Here is a 22,162-nt window from a genome sequence, read left to right as displayed (position 1 = left end):
TGAGACACGGAAAACAACAAGGCCGAGCCACTTAGGGCTCGGCCCTCATTTTTGAACCCGATCCAACGGATCCGGTCAGATCTGGTGAACAAACGCGCCGTCCGAGGCCTACGCTTTTTGCTTCATGTGAAGACTCTCGAGATCCTTCCACAGGATCTTGTGGAGAGATCTCTCAGCGCGCGGCGCTCAGGATGGCACAGAGCTTGTCCAGTTCCTCGAAGCTCTCATAGCTGACCACTAGCTTCCCGCTCTCCGCCCCCGGGGCGTTCTGGATCGCGACCTTCATCCCGAGCGCTGCCGAGAGATCCCCCTCGAGCGCCCGCGTGTCCGCGTCCTTCTGCGGCCCGCCAAAGCCATTCAGGCCCTGTTTCGGGGCTTTCTGTGTCTGCGGCTTGGCGAGCTGCTCCGCCTGGCGAACCGACAGCTTGCGCCGAACGATCTCTTTCGCGAGCTCTTCGGGGTTCTCCGAGGTGATCAAGGTGCGCGCGTGGCCCGCGGTCAGCTCGCCGTCGACCACCATGGTCTGCACCGACTCCGGCAGGTTCAGCAATCGCAGCAGGTTCGCAATATGGCTCCGGCTCTTCCCCAGCGCCTCGGCGATCTTTTCCTGGGTATGGCCAAAGCGGTTCATCAACTGCTTGTAGCCCGCCGCCTCTTCGATGGCGTTGAGATCCGCGCGCTGGATGTTCTCGATGATCGCGACCTCGAGCACCTCGATGTCGTCGAAGTCTCGAACCAGCGCCGGCACCTCGTGCAGCTGCGCCATCTGCGCGGCGCGCCAACGGCGTTCGCCCGCGACGATCTCGAACTCACCCTCGGCGCCGGGCCGCGGTCGCACGATAATCGGTTGGATGATCCCCTTGGCCCGGATCGACTCCGAGAGCTCGTTCAGCTGATCCGGTGTGAAGGTCCGGCGCGGCTGGTCCTTGTTCGGGAAAAGCTTCTCGATCGGAATCATCCGATCAGGCTGGCGCGGCGACGCCTCTTCCTCGGGGATCACCGCGGGCCGTACATCCACATCCGACATCAGAGCCGACAGCCCTCGCCCGAGTCCCCGACGCATTTCGCGCTTCTCTGCCATAACTGCCCTCTCGTCTCGAATTTTCTCTTATGCCGCCATCTGCGCATTGTTGCGCAGCAGCTCGTCGGCCAGCGCCCGATAGGCCAGCGCGCCCTTGGAATTCGTGTCATAGGTCAGCACCGGGCAAGCATAGGACGGCGCCTCGCTGACCCTCACGTTGCGCGGGATCACCGTGTTGAACACCAGATCGCCGAGGTTGGCGCGCGCATCTTCCTCGACCATGCGCGACAGGTTGTTGCGCGCGTCGAACATGGTCAACACCACGCCCTCAATCCGCAGCTCCGGGTTGGCGCTTTGGCGCACTTCGCGGATCGTCAACATCAGCTGCGACAGACCCTCGAGCGCGAAAAACTCGCTCTGAAGCGGCACCAGGATCGAATGCGCGGCAACCATCGCGTTGACCGTCAGCAGGTTCAGCGACGGCGGGCAGTCGATCAGGATGAAGTCGAACCCGAACTGGGCCATCTCGGCCTGCCGCAGCGCGTCATGCAACAGGAAGCTGCGCTTCTCGTTCGCCACAAGCTCGATATCGGCCGAAGCGAGATCCACCGTCGCTGGGATAAGTCTCAGATTCGCGGTTTCGGTTTCGAGGATCATGTCAGACAGCGGCGCATCCTCGAGCAGAAGCTCGTAGGCGGTGTATTCCCGCGCCTCAGGCTCGATTCCAAGCCCCGTCGACGAGTTCCCCTGCGGGTCAAGATCGACGATCAACACTTTCAGACCGCGCTCTGCCAGCGCCGCGCCAAGGTTGATCGTGGTCGTGGTCTTGCCCACGCCCCCCTTCTGGTTGGCAATGGCAACGATCTTGGCCGCGCCGGGCCGGAAGGTATCAGACATGAGTCAGAGCTCCGATTTGCAAGACAACCGCGTGAGGATCGGTAAGACTAGTATGCCGTTCCAGATCAAACTGCCACATCTTGCGTGCCTCTGCGATTTCTTTTTCGGCTTGGGCCCCCTTGGGAAAGAGAGCGCTGCCGTTCTTGCACATATGGAGGTCGGCAAAGCCAAGAAGTTTGTCGAGCGAAGCCAGCGCGCGGGCGCTCAGCAGATCCGCGCCGAGCGGAGGAATTTCCTCGATTCTGCGGGCCTCGACGGTGGCCTCGACCCCGGTCTCGCGAAGAACGGTGCGCAGGAAAGCGCATTTCCTCTGATCGCTCTCGACCAGCGTCACCGTCATTCCAGGTGCAAATTCATCGCGCAGGATGGCGATGACCAGTCCAGGAAAGCCACCACCAGCGCCCAAGTCCGCCCAGTGCTGGGGATATTCCTGTGGAATACCCCAGATTTGCGCAGAATCCACGATGTGCCGCATCCAGGCTTCCGCCAAGGTTGACGGCGAGACGAGGTTGATCTTGGGGTTCCACTTCTTCAGAAGATCCGTGTAGTGGTCGAGGCGATCCCATGTTTCACGTGAAACACTGAGCCCGCCCCCGAGGTCCAATTCCCTCATGCGCTACGCGCCTTGTCGTTCCGACGCAACCGGATGAGCAGGAGCGAGAGGGCTGCAGGCGTCATCCCGTCAACTTTCGCCGCCTGCGCCAGGGTGGAGGGCTTCGCGCGCGCCAGCTTCTGTTTCAGCTCGGTCGAAAGGCCTTCGATGGTCGAAAAATCGAAGTCCGCCGGGACCTGGTAGGTCTCATCCCGTTTCAACGCTTCCACATCGCGCTTCTGCCGGTCAATGTAGTTGGCGTAGAGGGCATCCTTTGCAAGCTGCTCCCCGATGTCGCCATTGATGGCCGACAGATCCGGCACATGCGCGCGCAAGAACTCCATCGAAATATCCGGGTACGAGAGGAGTTGGAACAAGCTGCGTCGCGCGCCGTCTGCATTCATCTTCAGCCCCAGGTCGGCCAAATCACGCGGGGTCATGGTGATTTCAGTCAGCAGCCCCCTACCCTGTTCGAGCTTTTCAGCCTTCTCCAGGAAAGCCGCCTTGCGCTCTTGCGAGACACAGCCAAGCTGCATCGCCATGGGCGTCAGACGTTGGTCGGCATTGTCTGCGCGGAGCGAGAGGCGGAACTCGGCCCGCGATGTGAACATGCGATAGGGCTCCGTCACCCCGCGAGACGTGAGATCGTCAATCATCACGCCGATGTAGCTTTCGGCGCGGCTGAAGGTGATTTCTTCCCGATCAAGGCTCTGCGCGGCCGCGTTCAGACCCGCGACCAAACCCTGGGCTGCGGCCTCCTCGTAGCCCGTGGTGCCGTTGATCTGCCCTGCGAGGTAGAGCCCCGAGCAGGATTTGACCGAAAGCCGCAGATCAAGCGCCCGGGGATCGACGAAATCATACTCGATGGCGTATCCGGGCTGAAGGATCCTTGCCTCTTCGAGACCGACGATGGAGTGGACATAGGCCTCCTGCACGTCTTCAGGCAGCGACGTCGAGATCCCGTTCGGATAGACCGTGTGGTCGTCAAGTCCCTCTGGTTCAAGGAAAATCTGATGAGAGTCCTTATCCGCGAAGCGCACGATCTTGTCCTCGATCGACGGGCAGTAGCGCGGGCCAATCCCCTCGATATGGCCACCATACATGGCGGACCGCGAAAGATTGTCGCGGATCAGCTGGTGCGTGCGCGCGTTTGTATGGGTGATCCCGCAGGATATTTGCCGCACGAAGGGCTTCTTCGACAGAAACGAGAACATCGCCGGATCATCGTCACCGGGCTGGCTGTCGAGACGATCCCAATTGATCGTTCGGCCGTCGAGACGCGGCGGCGTTCCAGTCTTCAGACGACCCAGCGGCAGCGCCATTTCATCAAGACGCTCTGCCAATTTTACGGCCGGCTTGTCGCCCATGCGGCCGCCGGGACGCTTCTGATCGCCGATGTGGATAACACCGCGCAGGAACGTGCCCGTGGTCAGCACCACGGCGCCGGATCTGAGCTCGGATCCGTCGGCAAGGAGCACGCCTTGAACGAGATCTCCCGTCTTCAGAAGATCCGTGACCTCCCCTTCCACGATGGAAAGATTCGGTGCGGCTTCCATCTCGCGCAGCATGGCGTCGCGGTAGAGCTTCCTGTCCGCCTGGGTACGCGGCCCCTGCACCGCTGGGCCTTTGCGGCGGTTCAAAAGGCGGAACTGGATGCCCGCACGGTCAGCGACGCGGCCCATGACACCATCCATGGCGTCGATTTCGCGCACCAAATGGCCTTTTCCGAGGCCGCCGATGGCCGGATTGCACGACATGACCCCAATCCCGCCTCGGGTCAGGGTGACAAGCGCCGTCTTTGCGCCCATTCGCGCCGAAGCCGCTGCGGCCTCGGTGCCTGCATGTCCGCCGCCAACGACGACGACGTCGAAATCGAGTTGTTTCACGTGAAACACTCCTTACTTACCCAGGCAGAAGCTCGAGAAGATCTTGTCCAGCAGATTTTCCACATCGACGCGCCCGATCAAGGCCTCAAGGCGTCGAATCGCGACCCGGACTTCCTCCGCAGCGATATCGTACCGCTCGGGTCCAAAATCAAGCAATTCCAGCGCGGTTTTGAGCGCATCGGCGCCTTCCTGGAAGGCAATTCGATGTCGCTCCCGCGTCGCGAGGCCGCTGGATTGAACGCGCTCGGAAAGCGTGCCGCCAATTTCGGAAATCAGCGCCTCGATCCCCTGCCCGGTGGCGGCGGAAATCGCCTGCGCGTCGCCAGAGAGATCTCCCTTTGAGCGGCGGACGATGTCGCCCTCACGCGGGAAGACATCCAGCGTCTCGTCGGCCTCCAAAAGAAAGACCCGCAGGTCCGCCAGTTCGGCGCGATCGCGGGCGCGCTGAATGCCGATTTTCTCGACCGGATCTGCCGCCTCGCGCAAACCAGCCGTATCAAGAAGCGTCACCGGGAGGCCGGCAATTTCCATGCGGACCTCGATGACATCACGGGTGGTGCCCGCGTGTTCCGAGGTTATCGCAGCGTCACGTCCCGCCAAGGCATTGAGAAGAGTTGATTTTCCGACATTCGGCCGCCCAATGATCGCGACCTCGAAGCCGGACCTGATACGTTCCGCCGCGTCAACGCCCGCGAGCTCACGCTCGAGTTCGCCTTTCACCTCGATCAGCGCCGAGCGCACATCGTCGCTGACGTCGACCGGAACCTCTTCATCGGCGAAATCTATCGTCACCTCGAGCAGAGAGGCGGCGAAGATCAGTTCCTCGCGCCAGATCTCAACCTTCTGGGCGAGGGCACCGGCGAAAATGGTCATCGCCTGGGTCCGCTGGCTTTCTGTCTCGGCCTCAATCAGATCCGCCAGCGCCTCGACTTGGGTCAGGTCCAACCGGTCGTGTTCCAGCGCCCGGCGCGTGAATTCGCCCGGTTCAGCCTGGCGAATCCCCTCCATGGCGGCAAGTTCACGAAGAACCGCGCGCAGGATGGCGATGCTGCCGTGCAGGTGAAACTCGACGACCTGATCGCCGGTGAAACTCTTTCCTGCCTCGAACGTCAGGACCAGCGCTTCGTCGAGCACCTGCCCTGCCCCGTCGGTCAGCTTGCGCAGCGCGCTGCGGCGCGGCGCTGGCACATCGCCGCAAAGACGAGAACAGGCGTCCCATGCGGAGGGTCCGGAAACCCTCACCACGGAAACGCCTGCTTTGCCGACCGCGCTGGCAAGTGCGAAGATCGTATCCATCCCCGCCTCCTTTGCGGTTTATGTTTAGCTGTTCATCGAGTCGAAAAACTCGCCATTGGTCTTCGTCTGCTTGAGCTTGGAGAGCAGGAATTCGACGGCGTCGGTCGTGCCCATCGGGTTGAGGATCCGGCGCAGCACGAAGGTCTTCTGCAGGTCGACCTTGTCGGTGAGCAGATCCTCTTTCCGGGTGCCCGACTTGAGAATGTCGATCGCCGGGAAGACGCGCTTGTCTGCAACCTTGCGGTCGAGCACGATCTCCGAGTTACCCGTGCCCTTGAACTCTTCGAAGATCACCTCGTCCATGCGCGAGCCAGTGTCGATCAGCGCGGTCGCGATGATGGTGAGCGAGCCACCCTCTTCGATGTTCCGCGCGGCACCAAAGAAACGCTTCGGACGCTGCAGCGCGTTCGCATCGACACCGCCGGTCAGGACTTTGCCCGACGACGGCACGACGGTGTTGAACGCCCTACCAAGTCTTGTGATCGAGTCGAGAAGGATCACAACATCTCGTTTATGTTCGACGAGACGCTTGGCCTTTTCAATGACCATCTCCGAGACGGCCACGTGACGGGTCGCCGGCTCGTCGAAGGTCGAGGAGACGACCTCGCCCTTCACCGAGCGCTGCATGTCGGTGACTTCCTCGGGGCGTTCGTCGATCAGCAGGACGATGAGGTAGCACTCGGGGTGGTTCTTCTCGATCGAGTTGGCGATGTTCTGCAGCAGCACCGTCTTACCGGTCCGCGGCGGCGCGACGATGAGCGAACGCTGACCCTTGCCGATGGGCGCGACCAGGTCGATGATCCGGGCCGACTTGTCCTTGATCGTCGGATCCTCGACTTCCATTTTCAGGCGCTCGTCAGGATAGAGCGGCGTCAGGTTGTCGAAGGCGATCTTGTGACGGGCGCGGTCCGGATCCTCGAAGTTGATCGCCGAGACGTCGACCAGCGCGAAGTAGCGCTCTTCGTTGTCGGGCGCACGGATCTCGCCTTCGATGGTGTCGCCGGTGCGCAGCGAGTATTTCCGGATCATGTCGGGCGAGACATAGATGTCATCGGGGCCCGGCAGGTAGTTCGCCTCGGGCGAACGCAGGAAGCCGAAGCCATCCTGCAGCACTTCGAGAACGCCATCTCCGAAGATGGTCCAGCCTTCGTCCGCGCGCTCGCGCAGGATCTGGAACATCATCTCGCCCTTGCGCATCGTCGATGCGTTCTCGATCTCGAGCTCCTCGGCCATCGCCAGGAGATCCTTCGGGCTCTGCGCCTTGAGATCGGACAGGTTCAGACGCTCGACGATATCGGCATCAGTCATGAATTCCTCCGGGCCGCGATCGGCCGTCGTTTCGCAGCTATCTGCGTGTGTCTTTTGGGAAGGTCCCACCAGAACAGGTGTTGAGAAGATGCCTATCCCCTCCCCCGGTCGAAGTCAATTCCCGGAGCGGTTCGGTGCCAGCCCGCCTGGATTTCAAAAAATTAAATAAAGAAAAGAAGAGATGATTTTGATTATAGGTAACCCGAGTCCGGTGGATCAAATGTTTCACGGAGCTCTGTCCACGGCGGATCCTTCTGTGGATAGATCTGCGGAGATCTGTCGGATCTGCTTTGGGTGAAACTATGTTTGGATCATATAAATAAGCCCTTATAGCGCGTGATACCCCATTGTGGACAGATCTTGGAGAGATCCGTCCGGATCCGGTTCTCCACAGCGGGGAGTTATCCAAACCCACAGACTCAGGAATCACCGCGACTCGACGTGAGCCTGAAGAGATCTCCCCAGCCTTGAAACCGGGGGCGATTTTCCCCAGAAGCTTCCCCTGACAAAGGCCCAAGTCTGCGAACAGGTTTATCCCCATGAGTCTTCCGCTCGTCCTCGCCTCCGGCTCCCAGATCCGCGCCGAAATGCTGCGCGCCGCCGGCGTTCCGTTCGGAATCGAAGTGGCGCGCGTCGATGAATCCTCGATTCGCGATTCGCTTCTGGCGGAGGGCGCCGCGCCGCGCGACGTGGCGGACGCGCTGGCCGAGTATAAGGCGCGCAAGGTGTCGGCCCGCGTCCCCGGCGCGCTGGTGCTTGGCTGCGACCAGGTGCTGAGCTGCAACGGCAAGCTCTATTCCAAGCCAGAAAGCCCCGAAGAGGCCCGTGCCCAGCTCCTGGAGCTGCGCGACCAGCGGCTGCAGCTTCTGTCGGCGGCGGTCATCTACGAGGCTGGCGAGCCGGTCTGGCGTCACGTCGGCGTTGCACGTCTCAAGATGCGGGCTTTCTCGGAAGCCTATCTTGATGACTATATAGAGAGAAACTGGGAGAGCCTGCGCACGTCCGTGGGTGGTTTCAAGCTGGAGGAGGAAGGCGTGCGACTGTTTGCGAGTATCGAGGGAAGCCATTTCACCATTCTGGGGCTGCCGCTGCTGGAGCTTCTGGGCTTTCTGGAAGTGCGCGGGGTGATTGCCGGATGAGCGGCGAGCGGATCCCTCTTGCGGGTGTCATCGGCTCACCCATCGCGCATTCCCGCTCTCCTCGGCTGCATGGACACTGGCTGAAGAGCTACGGGCTTTCCGGGCACTACATCCCGATGGACGTGCCCGCAGCGAAGCTGGAAGAAACGCTGCGCCTGCTGCCCGAGATCGGCTTTGTCGGGGTGAACATCACCATTCCGCACAAGGAGCGGGTGATGGAGATCGCCGACATGGTCTCGGACCGGGCGACGCTTATCGGTGCGGCGAACACGCTGACCTTTCGCGAGGGCGGCAAGATCTACGCCGACAACACCGATGGCTACGGCTTTCTCGAGAACCTCAAGCAGGGCGCTCCCGACTGGCGCGCCACTGCCGGCCCGGCGGTGGTGCTGGGCGCGGGCGGTGCCTCGCGCGCGGTGATCACCGCGCTGCTCGAGGCCGGGGTGCCGGAAATCTATCTCAGCAACCGTACGCGGCTGCGCGCCGAGAAGCTGCGCGAGGACTTCGGTCAGCGTATCCATGTCATCGACTGGGTGCATGCGGGAAACGTGCTGGAAGAGGCGAACACGGTGGTCAACACCAGCTCGCTCGGCATGGTCGGCAAGCCCGAGCTGCGGGTGCCTCTGGACGGGCTGCGGCCCGGCACGCTGGTGACCGACATCGTCTACACGCCGCTGGAGACCCGCCTGCTGCGTATCGGCCGCGAGCTGGGCTGCACCTGCGTCGACGGCCTGGGCATGCTGCTGCACCAGGCGGTGCCGGGCTTCGAGCGCTGGTTCGGCAAACGCCCGGTGGTGGATCAGGCGACTCGCGACGCGGTGCTCTGATGCGGTTCAGGCTCGGTCTCACCGGATCCATCGGCATGGGGAAGTCGCAGACCGCAGGCTTCTTTGCCGAGGCGGGCTGTCCGGTCTGGGACGCCGATGCGGCGGTCCATAGGCTCTATGCTGCGGGCGGCGCGGCGGTCGCTGCCATCGGTGCGGCCTTCCCGCAGGCCATCGTCGATGGCGCGGTTTCACGTGAGACCCTGCGCGAGGTCATTGCGGCGGATCGCACGGCGCTGAAGCGCCTCGAGTCCATCGTGCACCCGCTGGTGCGAGCCGATCGTGCAGAGTTCGACAGAACACACCCCGAGGCCATCGGCGTCTTCGACATCCCCCTGCTCTACGAGACCGGATCCGAGACCGAGTTCGACGCGGTGGCCTGTGTCACCATTCCCGAAGACATCCAGCGCGACCGGGTTCTGGCGCGGGGCACGATGAGCGCGGAGGATCTCGATCGCATCCTCGCCCGCCAGATGCCCAATGCCGAGAAATGCGCCCGCGCGGATTTTGTCATCACAACGGACACGCTGGACCATGCCCGCGCGCAGGTTCAGGCTGTTCTGAAAGAAATCGAAAGGCGGATCGATGCGTGAGATCGTTCTCGACACCGAAACCACCGGCTTCGAGCCGGAACAGGGCGACCGCATCGTCGAGATCGGCGCGGTCGAGCTCTACAACCACGTGCCGACGGGCAAGGTCTATCACCAGTACATCAACCCCGAGCGCGCGATGCCGCAGGAGGCTTTCGAGGTGCACGGGCTGGGCGACGACTTCCTGCGCGACAAGCCGGTCTTCGCCAAGATCGTCGACGAGTTCATCGCCTTTATCGGTACGGACGCCAAGCTGGTGATCCACAACGCCAGCTTCGACGTGAAATTTCTCAATGCAGAATTGAAGTGGGCGAACCGTCCGCAACTTCCAAAGGATTGCGCCATCGACACGCTGATGATCGCGCGCAAGAAGTTCCCCGGCTCGCCCGCGTCACTGGACGCGCTCTGCCGCCGTTTCGGCATCGACAACTCCAGCCGGACGCTGCACGGGGCACTGCTCGACAGCGAGATCCTTGCGGAAGTCTATCTGGAACTGATCGGCGGCAAGCAACCGGACCTGGTGCTGGCGCCGGTGTCCTCTGGCCGCAACAGCGCGGGAGGCGAAGAGGAATGGCGACCGTCCCGGCGGCCCGTGGCCCTGCCTTCGCGCATCACCGAGGAAGAAAAGGCGGCTCACGCCGCCTTTGTCGAAAAACTCGGAGAAAAGGCGCTCTGGTCGCGGGGCTGAAGCCCCGCCACCTCGCAAGCGCTCAGGCGTCGAGCTTGCGCTCTTCGCCGGCCGCGGCAGTTGCCTGCTGACGGCGCGCGATCTCGTTGCGGTACAGCGCGACGAAGTCGATCGTCTCGAGGTTCAGCGGCGGGAAGCCACCGTCGCGGGTCACATCCGACACGATGCGGCGCACGAAGGGGAAGAGCATGCGCGGGCATTCGATCAGCAGGAACGGGTGCAGCTGCTCTTGCGGGACGCCTTCGATGTTGAACACGCCGGCGTAGTCCAGCTCGAGGATGAACAGCATGTCGCCGGTCGCCTTCGACTTGGACTCGACCTTCAGCTTCAGGACGACTTCGTACTGGTTGTCGGCCGAGCGCTTCTTGGCATCGAGGTTCACCTGCACCTGAACGTCGGGCTGGACCTCACCGGTCACGCCCTTCTGCGCAAGGATGTTCTCGAAGCTCATGTCGCGCACGAACTGCGCGAGTACGTTCATCTTGACCGCTGCCGGGGACTGCTGCGCGTCTGCCGCGCCGTTTTCGCTGATTTCAGCCATGGAAAGCTCCTGTTGGATTTTGTTTCCGAATAGCAGCCCCGGGGAAACGGCTCAATGCTTAGTCCAACCTGACCCTGGGTGATTGGGGCGCTTTGAGCCGGGAATCTCGGTAAATTCCCCCTCGATCACGTCATCTTGTGTCTGCGGGCCGGGGCGATAGGGCTCGGTCTGCGGGCGCGGGCCGCTCTGGGGATGCCCGCCCATCTCGAAACGCTGCACCTTGATGCGGCTCGAGATGAAACGCATCACCGCGTCCCGCACCGCTGGGATCAGCAGCGCGAAACCGCAGGCGTCGGTGAAGAAGCCGGGCGTGAGCAGAAGCGCGCCGGAAAACAGGATCATCGCGCCATGCGCCAGCGGTCGGGTCGGATCCTGAAGCCGAGAGAAAGAGCTCTGCAGATCCGACAGCGCCCGAAGACCCTCGCGCCGCACCAGAGCCGTGCCGAGGATGGCGGTCACCACCACGATCAGCAGCGTCGGCCACAGGCCGATCAGCCCTCCGACCTGGATGAACAGCGTGATCTCGATGAGCGGCACCGCGACGAATGCCAGAAATAGCCACATGGCCTCACTCCTTTTCCGTGGGTGCGCACTGGTAGACTTGGCGCTGCCCAGTGCCTACATAGGAATGCAACACCAGATTTTCCATGTTTTGCCCAAGAGGTGCCGATGAATATGCCGATCGTCCAGCTGCTGGTACTTGCCGCGATCGCGATCTTTCTGATCCTGCGTCTGCGGAGCGTGCTGGGCACACGCGACGGGTTCGAGAAGCCGCCCGTGCAGGCACCGTCCCGCCGTGACGACAGCCGTCGCGACTTCGAGGTGATCGAGGGCGGGCCTGACCACGACATCATCGACCATGCCCCCGAGGGCAGCCCCTCGGCCAAGGCGCTGGCCAAAATGAAGGCGGTCGACCCAAGCTTCAACGTGGGCGAGTTCCTCGGTGGCGCGCGCGGTGCCTACGAGATGATCCTCATGGGATTCGAGCGCGGAGATGTGGAAGAGCTCAAGCCCTTCCTCGCCGAGGATGTGTATGAGAGCTTTGCCGAAGTGGTCGAGCACCGCCGCCAGCAAGGCCTGACCATCGAGGCCGAATTCGTCGGCGTGCGCGAGATGTCCCTTGTCGAGGCGGCCTTTGACGAAGTCTCCAAGCTGGCCGAGATCACCGTGCGCTACACCGGCGAATTGACCTCGGTTGTGAAGGATGCCTCGGGCACCGTGATCGAGGGCAGCCCGACATCGGTAAAACGTCAGAAGGATGTCTGGACCTACGCCCGCAACATGGGTAGCGACGATCCCAACTGGCAGCTGGTCGCGACCGACGAATGAGGCGCGCGATCCGGGCGGCCGTGCTGACAGGAGCAATACTGGCAGGGACCATGGCCGCTGCGGAAAGCGACACCAACTACGAGATCCTGAGCTTCGGCGATCTCGACGGATGGGCGACGGATGATCATTCCGCCGCCCTTTCGGTTTTTCTGAACACCTGCGGCGATATGACCGACCCCGACTGGCGGTCGCTCTGCGCACTCGCGCGGGATGCCGGGGATGCCCGCGAGTTCTTCGAGCTGTTCTTCCGCCCGGTGATGATCACCGGCGCGCCGGAAGATGCCGAGGAAGGCACCGGCGGGCTCTTCACCGGTTATTTCGAGCCGGAGATAGACGGTTCCCTGCAGCGTGATCCGCTCCACACCCACCCGGTCTACCGCCTGCCGCCCGAGATCGCCGAGACCGAAGGTCCGTGGCTGACCCGGCGCGATATTCTCACCGGCGACGTCCTGCAGGGCCGCGGGCTCGAGATCGCCTGGGTCGCCGACCCCGTCGAGCTTTTCTTCCTGCAGGTGCAGGGCTCGGGCCGCATCCGCCTGCCCGACGGGCAGCACCTCAGGGTCGGCTACGGCGGCGCCAACGGTCATCCCTACCGCTCGATCGGCAAGGAGCTGGTGGCGCGCGGCATTTTCAGCCTGCACGAGGTCTCGGCACAGGTCATCAAGTCCTGGGTGCGCGACAATCCCGAGGACGGGGCCGAGCTGCTGATGCACAACCCCTCCTACGTCTTCTTCCGCGAGGTGAACGAGGTGCCCGCCGAGCTCGGCCCGCTTGGGGCGATGAACCGTTCGATCACGCCGCTGCGCTCGATTGCCGTGGATCCTGCCTACGTGCCTCTTGGCGCGCCGGTGTGGATCGAGAAAGCGGGCGCCGAGCCCCTGCACCGGCTGATGATCGCGCAGGACACCGGTTCCGCCATCAAGGGTCCGCAGCGTGCCGATGTCTTCATGGGCACCGGCGACGCGGCCGGGCGCAAGGCCGGCACGATGAAGGATCCGGGCCGTCTGGTGGTGCTCCTGCCGATCCAGCGCGCCTATGCGCTGTTGCCGGAGTCGGTGCTGTGAGCCGCCGCAAGCTGCGTCCGGACGAGCTTGAGCTCTGGCAGCTTGTCGCGCGCAGCGCCGAGAAGCTGCCGGGCCGAAAGATGGCCCCCGAAACCCCTGCCCCCAAGCCCGCGAAGCTGCGCAAGCCGATAGTGCCCCGCGACCCGGTGCATAATTTCGCGCTCGGGACCCGCGCGCCGACCCCGCAGGAGCGGCACGACTTCTTCGCCTCGACCTCGGACCGGCTGGCGCAGGACCCGGTGCGCATGGATGCCAAGGCCTTTGGCCGGCTCAAGCGCGGCAAGCTGCAGCCCGAGGCGCGGATCGACCTGCACGGCATGACGCTGGACCAGGCGCACCGCGAGCTGGCGGGCTTCATCCTCGGCACGCAGATGCGCGGCTTCCGGCTGGTTCTGGTGATCACCGGCAAGGGGATGCGCGAGGATCCGCACGACCCCATGCCGCGCCGCCGCGGCGTTCTTAAGACCCAGGTGCCGCAATGGCTGCGGATGCCGCCGCTCTCGGCCTGCGTGCTGCAGGTCTCGGAGGCGCATATCAAGCACGGCGGCGGCGGAGCCTATTACGTCTATCTCAAGAAACGGCGCTGACGCGTCAGCCGAGGATCATCTCGCCATGCTCGGCGAGATAGATGCGCAGCCAGGGGGTGAAGGCCTCGGGCTGCGCAGCGATGCGCTTGCGCACCTCGGACAGTGTGAGCCATTCGGTGTCCATGACCTCGGCGGGGTTCGGCGCGGGCTCGACCCCTGGCCTGGCCTCTGCCACAAAGATATCGACAAGCTCGTGCTCGGTCATGCCACCGCCGACCTCGGCCCGGTATTCCACTTGTCCGCGGTACTGCGGATCGAGCCCGCGCAGCGCCAGTTCCTCGTCGAGACGCCGAAGCGCGCAGTCGCGCGGGCTTTCGTCCCAATGCGGATGGGTGCAGCAGGTGTTCGCCCAGAGACCCGGCGTATGGTATTTTTCCAGCGCCCGGCGCTGCAGCAGCGTCCGTCCCTCGCGCATGACAAAGACCGAGACCGCCTTGTGGCGCAGCCCCTTGAGGTGCACTTCGAGCTTGTCCACCGGAACGAGGGTGTCCTCCACCCACGCGGGAATGTCTTGGGCCATGCGGCGCCTCCTTCTGAAGCGTCTGTTTCACTGCTGCCCGCGACAAGGTCAAGTCGCGGCATTTTTCCCGCGCCGGGCATTCCGTCGCAGCGCATCGCGGGGCAGACTGCCCTAGAACCGTAACCGGAGACGCGAAACTGGAGAATGGTATGTATAGCAAGATGATGCTGGGCATCGCGGCCGCGTTCGTGGCGGGCTCCGCCCAGGCCGGGGACGCCGAGGCGGGCAAGAAGCTCTTCGAGCAGCGCTGCCGCGCCTGTCACGTGATCCAGGCAGACGATGGCACGCCGATCCAGAAAGGTGGCCGGACCGGGCCGAACCTTTACGGGGTGGTCGGCCGCGTCGCGGGCAGCGAGGACGGCTACCGCTACAAGGCCTCCATCGTCGAGGCCGGTCAGAAGGGCCTGGTCTGGGACGAGGCGAGCCTCGAGACCTACGTGCAGGATCCCTCGGGTTTCCTGCAGGAATATCTCGGTGACAGCTCCGCGCGCTCGGGCATGACCTTCAAGCTGAAGAAAGGCATGCAAGACGTCTACGCCTATCTCGCCTCGGTCACGGAGTGAGCCGGGCTCACCGACTGCAAACGGCTCTGAAACGGCAAAGGGCGCTCCTGCGGGAGCGCCCTTCTCGTTTTCTGATAGGGCACCGCCCGGTGTCAGTTGACGAGCGCGGTGGTGCGCTGCGTGGTGGTCACGCCGCTGTTGATGATGCTCAGCAGGGTCTGCAGGCCGGCCAGCGGGCTCTCGGTCGCCAGCACCACGTCGTCGGGGTAGATCGGGAACTTGCGCGCCGCGAAGAGCCCGTCGGCGGTGGTCATGTCGAAGGTGAAGACGACCTGCTGCATGTTCGGCCTGGCAGCGCCCGACCCCAGCTGCTTGGGCGTGTACTCCCGCAGCACCATCACCCCGGTGGGATCGGCGCGCACGTCGTAGAGCCCGCCGATCAGCGACAGCGCCTCGAGCGCGTTGATCTCGTCCTTGGGGAAGTTGACAAGCGTCTGCCGCGACGAGGCGCCCATGCCGGTGAAGGTGCGGTAGTCCTCTTCGATGACAACCGTGTCGCCGGGCAGCAGCAGCGAGTTGTAGGCGCCGCTCTCCATCAGGGTGCGGGCCGAGATTTCGTAGGTGGTGCCCTGCCGGATGAGCCGCACCAGCGGGTTCTTCAGGCCGGGGTTGATGCCGCCCGCATCGGCGATGGCGCCGAGGATCTTGTAGTTGCGCGAGGGCATCGGGAAGCTGCCCGGACGGGCGACGCCGCTGACCATCTCGATGGCGTTGCCACGGCCCTCGGTGAGGCTCACCTGCACCTGCGCCGTCGGCACGATGGCCTCGAGCTTTTCCTGGATGCGGCCGCGCGCCGACGCCGGGCTGAGGCCGCGCACGAAGACCTCGTCGACGTAGGGCAGGAAGACCGCGCCATTGGCGCCGACCTCGACCGCGGGCAGCACGGTGAACTTCTCGGCGGGGTTGGTCAGCAGCGAGTTTTCCTGGCTGTCCCAGATGCGGATGTCGATGTGGTCGCCGGTCTGGATGACGCTCTGGTTGGTTCCGGTCGAGGTGCGCGGCCAGCGGCCGTCGAGCGTCGGGCCGGTCTGCGGCCAAGAAGCGATCAGCGGCATGTTCGCGCGGGTCACCTCGACCACCTGGAAGGTCGGGTTCTGCTTGTCGGCCTGGGCGAGGATCTCGGATTGCATCGCGGCGCCACGCGGCAGCGCGCAGCCCCCCAGAAGAGCAAGGCTCGCAGCGACGGCAAAAAGACTACGCGAGAGTTTCAACACGGGGGTCTCCGGGACGTTCCGAGGGTTTCTAAAGCTTTGCTCGAAGTGATAGACAGTTTTGAGGCTTGGGAAAAGTCGCTTGCGCCGCAGCGGCAGCCGGGCTTGGCGATTTCTTCGCGCCGCGGTGCGCGATTGCTTGCAGGAGACAGATGGGAATGACGGTTTCGAAGCGCGTGCTCGACATTTGCCTTGCCGCGCTGCTGCTCGTCCTGCTGTCGCCGCTGATCCTTGGTATCTGCCTCGTGCTCCTGCTGCGCGACGGTCGGCCGGTGTTCTATCTTTCCGAGCGCATGCGCAGCCCGGACCGGGGCTTCCGCCTTTGGAAATTCCGCACCATGCGCCCGGACGCGGGCGACCGCGGCGTCTCGGGCGGGGACAAAACCGACAGGATCTCGGAAACGGGAAAATTTCTCAGAAGTCACCGGCTCGACGAGCTGCCGCAACTTTGGAACATCCTGCGTGGTGACATCAGCTTTGTCGGCCCGCGCCCGCCGCTGCGCCGCTACACCGAGATGTTCCCCGAGCTCTATGCCGAGGTGCTGCGCGCACGGCCGGGGGTGACGGGTCTGGCCACGCTGGCCTTTCACCGCACCGAGGAGCGCCTGCTGGCGCCTTGCCGCGATGCCGACGAGACCGAGGGGGTCTATTGCCGCCGCTGCGTGCCGCGCAAGGCCCGGCTCGACCTGATCTACGCGCGCCGACGGAGCCTGTGCTACGATCTGCGCCTGATGGCGGCGACCGTGGTCAGGCGCGTCGGTCTGCATTGATCAGCGCCGCAACTGTTGCAGGGTGACGTAGCCGGTGGTTTCGCCCAGCCATTGCCGCGCGCCGACGATCTCGCCCCCGGCATCGACGATGTAGACATCGGCGAAGTCCGGCTCCGTCTCGCTGCTGCAGGCGGCACGGACGGCCATGCCCGAGACACCCGGAATGACCTCGACCTGCTGCTGCGGGGTCACGCTGCAGCTGTAGGTCAGCACCTCGGTGACATCCTCCGGCGTCAGGAAGCGCTGGACGTAGCGCGCCTGTCCGGCGCTGCGGGCGCGCACGAGGCGCAGCAGCGCATCTTCCTCGACCGACATCAGGTCGCCGCCGAGACCGCGCGTCGCGGTGATCATGCCGTGGCGCAGGACGATGGCCTGGCGGCTGGCGGTGCCATAGGTCCGGTGCTCTCCGTTGCGCTCGATTTCAAGCGCCACGGCTTCGGACTTGCGGTCTTCGATGCGCAGGCGGAGCACCGGCAGGTCGGTGGCGGCGAGCGTTGCTGCGATCTCCTGATCGGAAATCGGCTTGTTGTCCTCGTCGCTCGGCCCGAACAGACTGCTGTAGGCGCTTTCGAGCAGGGGGTCGCGCCGGTCGTCGTTGCCGCAGCCGGCGAGCGCGGCGATCAGCCCGCCCAGAAGCGCGGCGCGGCAGGTGGTCTTCAGGGTCATCGCCAGAACCTTCCCCAGGAGGCGGCCACGTCGGGCTCGTGATTTTCGCGGATGCGCTCGTAGAGCCGGTCGTCGATGGCCAGCTTGGCGCCGCCGTCGCGCTGCACCGAGCGGATGGTGAGGGTGCTGTCGTTGCGCGAAGGCTGTCCGGTGCCGATAGAGACCGGGATGGTGAAGAGCAGCCCCTTGTCAAAGGAGCCCTCGCCGAAGTCCTTGGCCGAGACATCGGTCTTCGTGGCAAAGGCGCCGATCCGCCAGCCGTTGGCGAACTCGCGGGTGAGTGTCACCGTCGCGCCGGCATCGCCGGCGATGTAGCGGCCGACATCGAGCTGCGCGTTGTAGCCATTGCCGAAGTCGTAATAGGCCGAAACGTGGCCGTTCACATGCGGGAAGCTGCGGGTGATGCCGGTGACCGGGTCGGTGGTCTCGTTGCCCTGCAGTCCGAAGAGCATGTCGAAGTCGCGGCGCTCGACGTAGTTGAGCTCTGCGCCGAGGGTGAAACGGCTGGTGGCCGGTTTCCACAGCAGCTCGGCGGAGGCGCCGGCGTACATCGGCTCGAGATAGCCCAGCGTCAGGCGGCTGTAGAGCTGCGCCGCGGGCTTGCCATAGAACCCCAGCGTCAGGCGCGGGATGCGCGGGTCGGCCTGACGGGCGTATTCGGCGTAATCCGTCCGCACGCGCGGCAGCCTGGATTCGGACTCGCGGGTCACCTCGTCGAGATTGCCGACGATCTTCTTGTTGAGCGAGCCGCTCAGGACGATGTTCGGCGTGAACTCGATGGTGCCACGCAGCGAAGCGCCGAGATCGAGCCGCAGCGGCCCGTCCGGATCGAACGTGGCATAGCCGTAATAGGGCGCCAGCGACCACAGGTACTTGGGGTAGCTTTCCAGTTCCTGCGCCGGGGTGTCAGCGGGCGCCTCGCCGAAGCGGGCGCGCACCAGCATCTCGGTCGCGGCCTCGTTCTCGAGAGCTTCGAGATCCGAGCGGCGCAGGGTGATCGCCGAGGCCGGGGCCCCTTTTTCCGAGGGAATGATCACGAATTCCTCGACAGAGCCGGGCATGATCCGGCTCATCGAGCGTGCGGCGCGGCCCACGGCCTGCGAGGTGGCGCCATAGGTCTCGTTGCGCAGCCGCAGCGTGGCGCGATGCGGCTCCAGACGGAAGCCCTCGAGCTCCAGTTTCTCGCGCTTCAGGCTGCGCGCAAGCCGGGCCTGCGTCGTGGCCTCGGTCGCGGCGAGGTCGCTGGTCCAGCCAAGATCGCGCGCCTCGGCGCCGGTACGCGGCTTGATCGGAAGCGGCGCGCTCTCGACACCGCCGGGAACGCCAAGCGTCTTGGGGTTCATCGTATAGGTGTACTGGGCGCCGATCGTGCTGCCGTAGGCATAGTAGAGCGAGAGCTGGCTGCCGCCCTTGAAGCGGTAGTCCATGCCAATGTTGATCGGTGAATTGTGATCGAAGGTCGAGTTTTCGCGCTCGAGATCGTATTGGTCCGAGGAATACTCGAGCTTGAACGTCAGCCGGTCGTCCGGCGACCAGGCGACGCCGCCAAAGGGCGCGATATCGCCGCGGAACCAGCGGTCGGTGGTGGGCTGGCCGCCTTCGTCGAGCACCTCTTCGGAGCGGGTGCCGAAGCCGCCGAACCCGTTGTAGCTGGCCAGACGGCCCCAGCCGAGGCCGCCGGTGATCTGCAGCCCGGGGGTGATCGTCTTGGTGGCGACGATGTACTCACCGCTGTAGATGCCGGTGCCGATGAAATCCTGCAGACCCACGACCACCGAGGGGCGCCAGTCGCCTTCGGTCAGCAGCTGGAAGCGCAGATCGAAGCTGCGGTCGTAATAGACCCCGTCCACCGAGGCGCGGTGATCGAAGCTGCCGATGCCGGTATAGCGGAAGGTGCCCACGAGCCGCGGTGCGATCTGAAAGCTGACGGAGCCGCGGTTGGCGGTGCCCATGCGACCGAAGGTCAGCCCCAGCGTCGCATCGGGCGACATGTTGGCGTCGGGCATGTCCACGAGCCCGGGCAAGCCATAGAGATTGTAACTCGGCACAGTCTCCGGATGGGCAGCCCCCGCCAGCGCCGTCGCCCCGGCCAGAAGTGCCGCGATACCTGCCCGTCGTGCCATCACGTCCTCGTTTCGCTTTCGTGTTTTCCCCAGAGCTAGAGCCAAACCACGGCCCTGTCCATGGATCACCTGCCGCAGGGTTGCTGCTGTGGGTTCTGCGGCACGGTTGCGGCGCGGTTCCGCTTGGCGGGCGCCGTGGTGGTCGGGACCAGGGCGGATTTTCGGAAGATTTCTAAATTTTAAGGCAGGGGTAACAGCGCGCGGGCTATTCCCGGTGCGGGGTGTTTGGAAGGGGATGGATATGGCCGCCGACAGCAATGTCGCGCCAGTCATCATCAAGCGGAAGAAGAAGGGCGGCGGCCATGCTCATCATGGCGGCGCCTGGAAGGTCGCCTACGCGGATTTCGTGACGGCGATGATGGCCTTCTTCATGCTCATGTGGCTGCTCAACGCGACGACCGAGAAACAGCGCAAGGGACTTGCGGATTACTTCAACCCGACCATTGCCGTGGCCCGGATCTCGGGCGGCGGGGATGGGCTGATGGGCGGCGAGAGCACCTTTTCCGAGAACGTGCTGCCGCGCATGGGCACCGGCTCGACCGCGCTCGAGGCGACCGAGAAGGACGCGGCGCGGGGCAGCGAGACCATGGGCGAGTCCGACCCCGAGGCGGCCGAGACGGCGGAGCTCGAGGAGCTGCGCGACCGGCTCACCGGGCGCCATGGCGAGAGCATGGTGGATGACGGGCTGATGCGCCACGTGGTGACCCGGGTCACCGACGAGGGGCTGGTGGTGGAACTCTTCGAAACCCCCGACGCGCGGCTCTTTGCTCAGGACGGCAGCCCGACCTTCCTGCTGCGGCGGCTGGCACAGATCATCGCCGGGGCGAGCCGGACGGTGCGCAACCCTCTGGCCGTCGAGGGCCACGTGCCCGCGGCGCCGATCGTGCTGGCGCGGGACCGCTCGTGGGACATCTCGGGCGAGCGGGCGTCCTGGATGCGCAGGCTGTTGCAGGACGAGGGCGTGCCCAAGGCGCGCATCGCCCGCAGCACCGCCCACGCGGACCGCGAACCCTCGCGCGGGAACCCGATGGACACGCGGAACGGCCGGGTCGAGGTGATCTTCCTGCGCAAGTAATCCCGAGCGCCTCGCCTCAGCAGCGGAAATGGTCGGGATTTTACCTGTTAGCCCGCCGTTAAGTCGCCGTCCGTAGGCTCAGGGGACGGCAACAGGTGACAGCAGAAAGGTGCGCCCATGACCATCTCTTCGTCTTTGAACGCCGGTGTCTCGGGGCTGACCGCGAATGCCAGCAGGCTCGCGGCGATCTCCGACAATATCGCCAATTCCTCGACCTACGGCTATCGCCGGGCCGAGACGGAGTTCAACGCGCTGGTGATGACCGATGGCGGGCGCTCCTACACGGCGGGGGGGGTCATGTCCTCGAACATGCGGGTGATCGACCAGAAGGGATCTCTGGTGACCACCGGCAACGCCACCGATCTTGCAGTGCGGGGCAGGGGGATGCTGCCCGTCGTCGGCGGCCCGCAATACCAGGCCAATCCGACCGAGCCCGAGCTTCTGCTCACGTCCACCGGCTCCTTCCGCATCAACGAGGAAGGGTATCTTGCCAATGAACTCGGCTATTTCCTCATGGGCTGGCCGGCGGACATCGACGGCACCATCCCGAACTTCCCGCGTGATACGGTCGACGGACTCGAGCCGGTGCGGTTCAGCCTCAACCTGCAGGGCGACCCGACCACCGCGGTGGAGATGAGCCTGAATCTGCCCGCCACCGCCACGATGTCCGATTCCGACGGAGCCTCCGAGACGCTGTCGGTGGAATATTTCGACAATCTCGGCGTGTCGCAGAACATCGCGATGACCTTCACGCCGACGGTCCCGGCGACCGGCATGTCGAACGAATGGACCATCGTGATGACCGATTCCGCCTCCGCCGGCGCCGTGATCGGCGAATATGTGGTCACTTTCGACGACACCCGCGCGGCAGGCGGCAAGATCAGCACGGTCACCACCGTCTCCGGCGGTGCCTATAATGCCACCACGGGCAAGATGACGGTGACCGTGGCCGGCGGGCCGATCGAGGTCGACATCGGCGCGGTCGGCGACAGCATCGGCCTGTCGCAGCTGTCCAACAGCTTTGCGCCGATCTCCATCGCCAAGGATGGCTCGCCGGTGGGCAATATGGTCTCGGTCGAGGTGGACGAGAACGGTTTCGTCAACGCGCTCTATGACAGCGGGGTCAGCAAGACGCTCTACCAGATTCCGCTCGCCGACCTGCCGAACCCGAACGGCATGATCCCGATGGACAACCAGACCTTCAAGCCCTCGCCGGAAAGCGGCTCTTACTTCCTCTGGGACGCGGGGGACGGGCCGACCGGCGACATCAAGTCCTACGCGCGCGAGGAATCCACCACCGACGTGGCGCATGAGCTGACCGACATGATCCAGACACAGCGGGCCTATTCCTCGAACGCCAAGGTGATCCAGACGGTCGACGAGATGTTGCAGGAGACAACGAATATCAAGCGCTGAGCCGCTTCGCCCGCACGCCTGACGTAAGCGCACGCGCCCGCCGCAGGCAGATCTTC

At 64.3% G+C, this 22,162-nt stretch carries 23 protein-coding genes; 11 read left to right on the top strand and 12 right to left on the bottom strand.

All coding sequences use genetic code 11. The features are described from left to right. Window positions 1-172: 172 nt before the first annotated feature. The 6 genes from G0Q01_RS07250 to rho are packed head-to-tail and all read right to left on the bottom strand — an operon-like array spanning window position 173 to window position 7,000. Entirely contained in the window at window positions 173-1,081 is a 909-nt protein-coding gene (locus G0Q01_RS07250; protein ID WP_164192866.1) for a ParB/RepB/Spo0J family partition protein, read from the bottom strand. A gap of 27 nt (window positions 1,082-1,108) precedes the next feature. Then, window positions 1,109-1,918, bottom strand: coding sequence for a ParA family protein (locus tag G0Q01_RS07245; protein ID WP_108964219.1), 810 nt, complete (start codon window positions 1,916-1,918; stop codon window positions 1,109-1,111). Continuing rightward, window positions 1,911-2,531, bottom strand: a complete 621-nt coding sequence (rsmG, locus tag G0Q01_RS07240; RefSeq protein WP_164213155.1) for a 16S rRNA (guanine(527)-N(7))-methyltransferase RsmG — start codon at window positions 2,529-2,531, stop codon at window positions 1,911-1,913. Before rsmG ends, G0Q01_RS07245 begins: the two co-directional genes overlap by 8 nt. Further along, window positions 2,528-4,396, bottom strand: coding sequence for a tRNA uridine-5-carboxymethylaminomethyl(34) synthesis enzyme MnmG (gene mnmG, locus G0Q01_RS07235; protein WP_370526685.1), 1,869 nt, complete (start codon window positions 4,394-4,396; stop codon window positions 2,528-2,530). The genes rsmG and mnmG overlap by 4 nt, the downstream gene beginning before the upstream one ends. 12 nt (window positions 4,397-4,408) lie before the next feature. Next, the gene (gene mnmE / locus G0Q01_RS07230) at window positions 4,409-5,692 is read right to left on the bottom strand and encodes a tRNA uridine-5-carboxymethylaminomethyl(34) synthesis GTPase MnmE (protein WP_164192875.1); all 1,284 of its coding nucleotides are present in this window, start codon (window positions 5,690-5,692) and stop codon (window positions 4,409-4,411) included. Window positions 5,693-5,716: 24 nt separating this feature from the next. Then, window positions 5,717-7,000: a transcription termination factor Rho gene (gene rho / locus G0Q01_RS07225; protein ID WP_108964223.1), complete on the bottom strand. Its 1,284-nt coding sequence runs from the start codon at window positions 6,998-7,000 to the stop codon at window positions 5,717-5,719. A 539-nt stretch (window positions 7,001-7,539) separates the two neighbouring features. On the opposite strand from rho, the gene G0Q01_RS07220 reads away from it, so the two are divergent. The 4 genes from G0Q01_RS07220 to dnaQ are packed head-to-tail and all read left to right on the top strand — an operon-like array spanning window position 7,540 to window position 10,241. Then, a complete protein-coding gene (locus G0Q01_RS07220) occupies window positions 7,540-8,139 on the top strand; it encodes a nucleoside triphosphate pyrophosphatase (protein ID WP_164192878.1) in 600 nt (199 codons plus the stop codon). Continuing rightward, window positions 8,136-8,966 carry a shikimate dehydrogenase gene (locus tag G0Q01_RS07215; RefSeq protein WP_164192882.1) on the top strand — a complete coding sequence of 277 codons (831 nt, stop codon included), beginning with the start codon at window positions 8,136-8,138 and terminating at the stop codon, window positions 8,964-8,966. The genes G0Q01_RS07220 and G0Q01_RS07215 overlap by 4 nt, the downstream gene beginning before the upstream one ends. Further along, window positions 8,966-9,556, top strand: a complete 591-nt coding sequence (coaE, locus tag G0Q01_RS07210) for a dephospho-CoA kinase (RefSeq protein ID WP_164192885.1) — start codon at window positions 8,966-8,968, stop codon at window positions 9,554-9,556. The genes G0Q01_RS07215 and coaE overlap by 1 nt, the downstream gene beginning before the upstream one ends. Further along, window positions 9,549-10,241 (top strand): DNA polymerase III subunit epsilon, encoded by a 693-nt coding sequence (gene dnaQ / locus G0Q01_RS07205; protein WP_164192890.1) that lies wholly within the window; start codon window positions 9,549-9,551, stop codon window positions 10,239-10,241. Before coaE ends, dnaQ begins: the two co-directional genes overlap by 8 nt. A 22-nt stretch (window positions 10,242-10,263) precedes the next feature. On the opposite strand, the gene secB is transcribed toward dnaQ, so the two are convergent. Beyond that, window positions 10,264-10,773 (bottom strand): protein-export chaperone SecB, encoded by a 510-nt coding sequence (gene secB / locus G0Q01_RS07200; RefSeq protein ID WP_108967451.1) that lies wholly within the window; start codon window positions 10,771-10,773, stop codon window positions 10,264-10,266. 60 nt (window positions 10,774-10,833) lie between these two features. Continuing rightward, entirely contained in the window at window positions 10,834-11,346 is a 513-nt protein-coding gene (locus G0Q01_RS07195; RefSeq protein WP_164192893.1) for an FxsA family protein, read from the bottom strand. A 105-nt stretch (window positions 11,347-11,451) separates the two neighbouring features. On the opposite strand from G0Q01_RS07195, the gene G0Q01_RS07190 reads away from it, so the two are divergent. From G0Q01_RS07190 to G0Q01_RS07180, 3 genes are read left to right on the top strand one after another with little or no spacing between them, the layout of a single operon-like run. Continuing rightward, the gene (locus G0Q01_RS07190) at window positions 11,452-12,111 is read left to right on the top strand and encodes a Tim44/TimA family putative adaptor protein (RefSeq protein ID WP_164192896.1); all 660 of its coding nucleotides are present in this window, start codon (window positions 11,452-11,454) and stop codon (window positions 12,109-12,111) included. Continuing rightward, window positions 12,108-13,175, top strand: coding sequence for a murein transglycosylase A (locus G0Q01_RS07185; protein WP_164192900.1), 1,068 nt, complete (start codon window positions 12,108-12,110; stop codon window positions 13,173-13,175). The genes G0Q01_RS07190 and G0Q01_RS07185 overlap by 4 nt, the downstream gene beginning before the upstream one ends. Then, the gene (locus G0Q01_RS07180) at window positions 13,172-13,762 is read left to right on the top strand and encodes a Smr/MutS family protein (RefSeq protein ID WP_164192903.1); all 591 of its coding nucleotides are present in this window, start codon (window positions 13,172-13,174) and stop codon (window positions 13,760-13,762) included. Before G0Q01_RS07185 ends, G0Q01_RS07180 begins: the two co-directional genes overlap by 4 nt. Before the next feature lie 4 nt (window positions 13,763-13,766). On the opposite strand, the gene idi is transcribed toward G0Q01_RS07180, so the two are convergent. Next, on the bottom strand, window positions 13,767-14,282 hold the full coding sequence (idi, locus tag G0Q01_RS07175; RefSeq protein WP_164192908.1) for an isopentenyl-diphosphate Delta-isomerase: 516 nt from the start codon (window positions 14,280-14,282) through the stop codon (window positions 13,767-13,769). A gap of 149 nt (window positions 14,283-14,431) precedes the next feature. Here idi and G0Q01_RS07170 point away from each other — a divergent pair, with 149 nt between their 5' ends. Beyond that, complete coding sequence (locus tag G0Q01_RS07170) at window positions 14,432-14,845, top strand: cytochrome c family protein (RefSeq protein WP_164192912.1); 414 nt, start codon at window positions 14,432-14,434, stop codon at window positions 14,843-14,845. A gap of 92 nt (window positions 14,846-14,937) precedes the next feature. Here G0Q01_RS07170 and G0Q01_RS07165 read toward each other — a convergent pair whose 3' ends face one another. Further along, window positions 14,938-16,059 carry a polysaccharide biosynthesis/export family protein gene (locus tag G0Q01_RS07165; protein WP_254694417.1) on the bottom strand — a complete coding sequence of 374 codons (1,122 nt, stop codon included), beginning with the start codon at window positions 16,057-16,059 and terminating at the stop codon, window positions 14,938-14,940. Between the two features lie 155 nt (window positions 16,060-16,214). Here G0Q01_RS07165 and G0Q01_RS07160 point away from each other — a divergent pair, with 155 nt between their 5' ends. Next, the gene (locus G0Q01_RS07160) at window positions 16,215-16,826 is read left to right on the top strand and encodes a sugar transferase (protein ID WP_164192915.1); all 612 of its coding nucleotides are present in this window, start codon (window positions 16,215-16,217) and stop codon (window positions 16,824-16,826) included. On the opposite strand, the gene G0Q01_RS07155 is transcribed toward G0Q01_RS07160, so the two are convergent. Beyond that, complete coding sequence (locus tag G0Q01_RS07155) at window positions 16,827-17,492, bottom strand: YjbF family lipoprotein (RefSeq protein WP_164192919.1); 666 nt, start codon at window positions 17,490-17,492, stop codon at window positions 16,827-16,829. It abuts the gene before it with no gap. Then, entirely contained in the window at window positions 17,489-19,615 is a 2,127-nt protein-coding gene (locus G0Q01_RS07150) for a YjbH domain-containing protein (protein ID WP_164192923.1), read from the bottom strand. Before G0Q01_RS07150 ends, G0Q01_RS07155 begins: the two co-directional genes overlap by 4 nt. A gap of 241 nt (window positions 19,616-19,856) precedes the next feature. Here G0Q01_RS07150 and G0Q01_RS07145 point away from each other — a divergent pair, with 241 nt between their 5' ends. Continuing rightward, entirely contained in the window at window positions 19,857-20,690 is an 834-nt protein-coding gene (locus tag G0Q01_RS07145) for a flagellar motor protein MotB (RefSeq protein WP_164192927.1), read from the top strand. 117 nt (window positions 20,691-20,807) lie between these two features. Further along, window positions 20,808-22,106, top strand: coding sequence for a flagellar hook protein FlgE (locus tag G0Q01_RS07140; RefSeq protein ID WP_164213153.1), 1,299 nt, complete (start codon window positions 20,808-20,810; stop codon window positions 22,104-22,106). The last annotated feature ends 56 nt before the right edge of the window (window positions 22,107-22,162 follow it).

Origin of the sequence: Salipiger sp. PrR007, from assembly GCF_010499845.1 — a bacterium.
Taxonomy (GTDB): Bacteria; Pseudomonadota; Alphaproteobacteria; order Rhodobacterales; family Rhodobacteraceae; genus Salipiger; species Salipiger pacificus_A.
Note: the sequence above shows the minus strand (reverse complement) of the source record. Positions and strands in the feature narration are given on the sequence as shown.

Bases quoted from the DNA above. Each gene is read 5' to 3' on its own strand.
- G0Q01_RS07150 (WP_164192923.1), bottom strand. From the start codon at position 19,615: ATGGCACGACGGGCAGGTATCGCGGCACTTCTGGCCGGGGCGACGGCG.
- G0Q01_RS07195 (WP_164192893.1), bottom strand. From the start codon at position 11,346: ATGTGGCTATTTCTGGCATTCGTCGCGGTGCCGCTCATCGAGATCACG.
- G0Q01_RS07160 (WP_164192915.1), top strand. From the start codon at position 16,215: ATGACGGTTTCGAAGCGCGTGCTCGACATTTGCCTTGCCGCGCTGCTG.
- G0Q01_RS07250 (WP_164192866.1), bottom strand. From the start codon at position 1,081: ATGGCAGAGAAGCGCGAAATGCGTCGGGGACTCGGGCGAGGGCTGTCG.
- G0Q01_RS07220 (WP_164192878.1), top strand. From the start codon at position 7,540: ATGAGTCTTCCGCTCGTCCTCGCCTCCGGCTCCCAGATCCGCGCCGAA.
- G0Q01_RS07245 (WP_108964219.1), bottom strand. From the start codon at position 1,918: ATGTCTGATACCTTCCGGCCCGGCGCGGCCAAGATCGTTGCCATTGCC.
- G0Q01_RS07155 (WP_164192919.1), bottom strand. From the start codon at position 17,492: ATGACCCTGAAGACCACCTGCCGCGCCGCGCTTCTGGGCGGGCTGATC.
- mnmE (WP_164192875.1), bottom strand. From the start codon at position 5,692: ATGGATACGATCTTCGCACTTGCCAGCGCGGTCGGCAAAGCAGGCGTT.
- rho (WP_108964223.1), bottom strand. From the start codon at position 7,000: ATGACTGATGCCGATATCGTCGAGCGTCTGAACCTGTCCGATCTCAAG.
- G0Q01_RS07185 (WP_164192900.1), top strand. From the start codon at position 12,108: ATGAGGCGCGCGATCCGGGCGGCCGTGCTGACAGGAGCAATACTGGCA.
- G0Q01_RS07215 (WP_164192882.1), top strand. From the start codon at position 8,136: ATGAGCGGCGAGCGGATCCCTCTTGCGGGTGTCATCGGCTCACCCATC.
- idi (WP_164192908.1), bottom strand. From the start codon at position 14,282: ATGGCCCAAGACATTCCCGCGTGGGTGGAGGACACCCTCGTTCCGGTG.
- G0Q01_RS07145 (WP_164192927.1), top strand. From the start codon at position 19,857: ATGGCCGCCGACAGCAATGTCGCGCCAGTCATCATCAAGCGGAAGAAG.
- dnaQ (WP_164192890.1), top strand. From the start codon at position 9,549: ATGCGTGAGATCGTTCTCGACACCGAAACCACCGGCTTCGAGCCGGAA.
- G0Q01_RS07140 (WP_164213153.1), top strand. From the start codon at position 20,808: ATGACCATCTCTTCGTCTTTGAACGCCGGTGTCTCGGGGCTGACCGCG.
- coaE (WP_164192885.1), top strand. From the start codon at position 8,966: ATGCGGTTCAGGCTCGGTCTCACCGGATCCATCGGCATGGGGAAGTCG.
- G0Q01_RS07190 (WP_164192896.1), top strand. From the start codon at position 11,452: ATGAATATGCCGATCGTCCAGCTGCTGGTACTTGCCGCGATCGCGATC.
- G0Q01_RS07170 (WP_164192912.1), top strand. From the start codon at position 14,432: ATGTATAGCAAGATGATGCTGGGCATCGCGGCCGCGTTCGTGGCGGGC.
- rsmG (WP_164213155.1), bottom strand. From the start codon at position 2,531: ATGAGGGAATTGGACCTCGGGGGCGGGCTCAGTGTTTCACGTGAAACA.